This is a genomic window from Maribrevibacterium harenarium (assembly GCF_006385675.1).
GTDB classification, from domain to species: Bacteria; Pseudomonadota; Gammaproteobacteria; order Pseudomonadales; family Marinomonadaceae; genus Marinomonas; species Marinomonas harenarium.
On the sequence record NZ_VFRR01000088.1, the window covers coordinates 1 to 3,287 of the forward strand.

3 protein-coding genes are annotated in these 3,287 nt (G+C 48.5%); 1 reads left to right on the forward strand and 2 read right to left on the reverse strand.

Going from position 1 to position 3,287, the window contains the following annotated elements; translation table 11 throughout:
* The coding region (locus FJM67_RS17065; protein WP_140591889.1) for an EAL domain-containing protein at window positions 1-2,012 on the forward strand (2,012 nt) is incomplete at its 5' end.
* Between the two features lie 17 nt (window positions 2,013-2,029).
* Here FJM67_RS17065 and FJM67_RS17070 read toward each other — a convergent pair.
* Together FJM67_RS17070 and FJM67_RS17075 are read right to left on the reverse strand one after the other, a co-directional pair.
* The gene (locus tag FJM67_RS17070) at window positions 2,030-2,323 is read right to left on the reverse strand and encodes an EAL domain-containing protein (protein ID WP_140591891.1); all 294 of its coding nucleotides are present in this window, start codon (window positions 2,321-2,323) and stop codon (window positions 2,030-2,032) included.
* Between the two features lie 85 nt (window positions 2,324-2,408).
* On the reverse strand, window positions 2,409-3,287 hold an 879-nt coding region (locus FJM67_RS17075; RefSeq protein WP_140591893.1), incomplete at its 5' end, for an IS200/IS605 family accessory protein TnpB-related protein.

Below are 3,287 nucleotides of genomic sequence, written 5' to 3' on the forward strand. Positions count from 1 at the left end.
CGTCTTGTACGATTTGCCATAGTGTCACCTGTTTAGTTGAGAGGTGCATTTTAACACCTCTATTCAGGTGGCCAAATTCACTATGCCACTACACCCATACGTTTGACCCGGTAGATCTCGCTGATCAGGTCGATGTGATGAGTGCTTATAGCACCAATGAACCTTTCTTTTTATCCCAGTTGAAAATCCCGTATCGTGAGTTTTCGCCCCGTTCCGTGGGGATTGATTTTTTCGGTGATAATTTATTTACCTCCGAAGCCTTGGTAAAGAGTTCCCCACAAACGGTGGAGTCTTTTCGCGAGGCAAGTTTGTTGGGGTGGCGCTATGCGTTGGAGCACCACGATACGGTCATTAACTGGATTACCAGCCGCTATAAAAGTACTTATTCTCGGGAGTTCCTGCGCTTTGAGGCGGATGCCACTTACAATTTGATTCAGCCGAATCTGGTGGAAGTTGGCTACATCAACGAAGGGCGTTGGCATCAGGTAGTGAAAGATTATCAAGCGTTGAAAAAGCTTTCTCCCGATTTTCAGTTGGGGCCGGTTTTATATCATCCACCAGAGCAGTTGGATTATCGTCAGTTTTTATTAGTTGCGGCTGTGGTTGTGCCGACTATGTTGGTGCTTTTGACGTTTGCTTTATTTGTTGTGCGCACTAATAAAAAGCTAGATGTGGCTCTTAAAGAAAGCGACCAAGCCCGCGCGGAAGTGGCTAAGCAGGCCAATTTAGATCCTCTTACGGAGCTATCAAACCGACGTTTATTTCAGACACGTCTTTCCTCTTTGTGTAGCAACGCGGAAGCCAATAACGCCCCTTTTGCTTTGTTCTATTTAGATCTGGATCGCTTTAAAGAGCTGAACGATCTGCATGGTCATCAAGAAGGGGACCGAGTGTTGAAGATAGTATCGAGCCGTTTGCTGAATGCCTTGCCAAGTCACTGCGAGTTGGCCCGTATCGGCGGGGATGAATTCACGGTATTGATACCAGGAAAAGTCGATAAAGAAATACTCGCGCAAATGGCAGAACAGATCTTAGCGGCACTCAGCAAGCCGTTCTCCGTGAAAATGGAGCTGGTGTATTTGTCCGCGAGTATTGGCATCACAGTGAGCCCTGATGATGCGACAGACCCATCTAGCTTATTGCAGTTTGCCGATGAGGCCATGTACGCGGCGAAGAATCTAGGCCGCAGTCGGTATCATTTCTTTTCACTGGAACTGCACACCCAAACGCAAGAGCGGCAAAAGTTACTAAATGACTTGCGGGAAGCCATCACCCATCGGGAAATTTATGTGGTTTATCAGCCGATTGTCTGTCTGCAGACTGGCAAAGTAAAAAAATTTGAGGCGTTAGCCCGTTGGCAGCATCCAAATCGAGGGGCGATCCCCCCCGATGTGTTCATTCCATTGGCTGAAGAATCGGGCTTGATCACTCAGATTGGCGACTTTGTTTTTAAAGAGTCCGTGTCTCAGTTAGCTCGCTGGCGTATGGAGATTGCGCCGGACCTGGTGATGAGCATTAACACTTCGCCGTTCCAATATACGGATTCTGGCAAACACCTGCTGGGGTGGTATCAGCATATCGAAAGCCTGATGCTACCGGGCAGCTCGGTTATCTTAGAAATTACTGAAAATATGCTGATGCACCATACCGCCAACGTGGCGGAACAGCTACTGGCATTTCGGGATTTTGGTATCAACGTTGCCTTGGATGACTTTGGTACAGGGTACTCTTCGTTAGCTTATTTGAACCGCCTAGATATCGATTTTATTAAGATTGATAAGTCGTTTATTCACGATTTGTCGTCTGGCCCAATGGCGAAAGATTTGTGTGAAGCGATTATTAGCATGGCGCACAAGCTCAGTTTGCAGGTAGTAGCGGAAGGGATTGAGACTAAGGAACAAGCTAAACTGCTAGCCAGTTATGGCTGTGATTTAGGGCAGGGGTATTGGTTTGCGAAACCGTTGAATCAGGAAGCAGCCACTGCGCTGTTATTGCAACAGCGCGAGCTATAGTAGGTTCATGCAACGGGCTACTTCCAGTTTATATCAGGCAATGCCTCAAACGCTGGCTTGGCGAAGTAGTAGCCCTGAAATAGGGTGACGCCAAGATCAAGTAAGGTGTCCCGCTCGGCGGCGGTTTCGATGCCTTCGGCAATGACTTGCATACCCAGGTCTCTTAGCATTTCTACACTGTGGCGCGTGATAATTTGACGTGGCTTGTGCTGGTCGATATCACGAATAAGGTTCATGTCCAGCTTGACTAAATTGGTCGGCAAGTGGGTTAGTAGTTCTAGGCCGTTGTAGCCGGAGCCAAAGTCGTCAATGGCAGTTAGGAACCGTTCCTAGTTGTATGGAAAAATATTCCATATCGCCGGGCGAACAGTGTTCCCGGCTGTGAGTGCTCCAAGCTTACGCTCGGGCACTTACCCCCGAGGTATGGGACACCATCTTAGATTCTGCGCCTTCTGATTGCGCTACAGACCTAGATTGCTTTCGCTTCGAGAGTAGCGTTTCATACGCCACTGGTTTTCGAGCCACCTTCCTCCAATAAGACCATACGTGTTCTGTAGCCTTCCTTTCAGGTAGCCAAGAAGCGGTTTGATCCTCACGATTGGGTTGCTCGCGATAATTCTTTGAGCGCCGAGCAATGACCAGTGCAGCCCCTTGATGGGGCGTTAGGCCATAGCGCTCAGCAAACTTATGTTTGCCAATCTGACTGGTATAAGCAGGATTGACTTCTTTTACTTGTATGCCGCGATCAAGACACCGAGCCTTGATCACTTCGATGATCTTTGAGTACGCAAACGCACTGATCATGCGGTTGTAGCGGCGATCTTCATTGGCATTTAGGTCTTGCTTCTTGCGCTTAAAATCCAGCGCTTCAAGCACGATCGGCTTACGCGTTCGATGCGCAATCTCGACAAGCTGCTTCACGGCATCACCAATGACCGCCATACGTTGATGTGTGGTTTTGCCGTGGGTCTGCACATTGATTCGATGCTTGTTGATTGGATTGCCGTTGCGATCCATCTCAACCACCGCGAGATGATGAGCGTTAATGTCTACGCCAATCGCGCCTTGCGCTTCAATGGTCTTTATCTTAGAGGGTTGCACCTCGGTAGAGATAAAGACTCGCCAACCTTTTTTATCAAGCAGAAAACGATAAGTGATGGCGCTACCACTATGCAACGCTTGCTCAATCTCCGTTTCTCCAAAAGGCAGCGCAATAGGCATAACAACTTGCTTGGGGAGCCCCGTTTGCTCGATGACCGAATTAGGGAGGCGTAA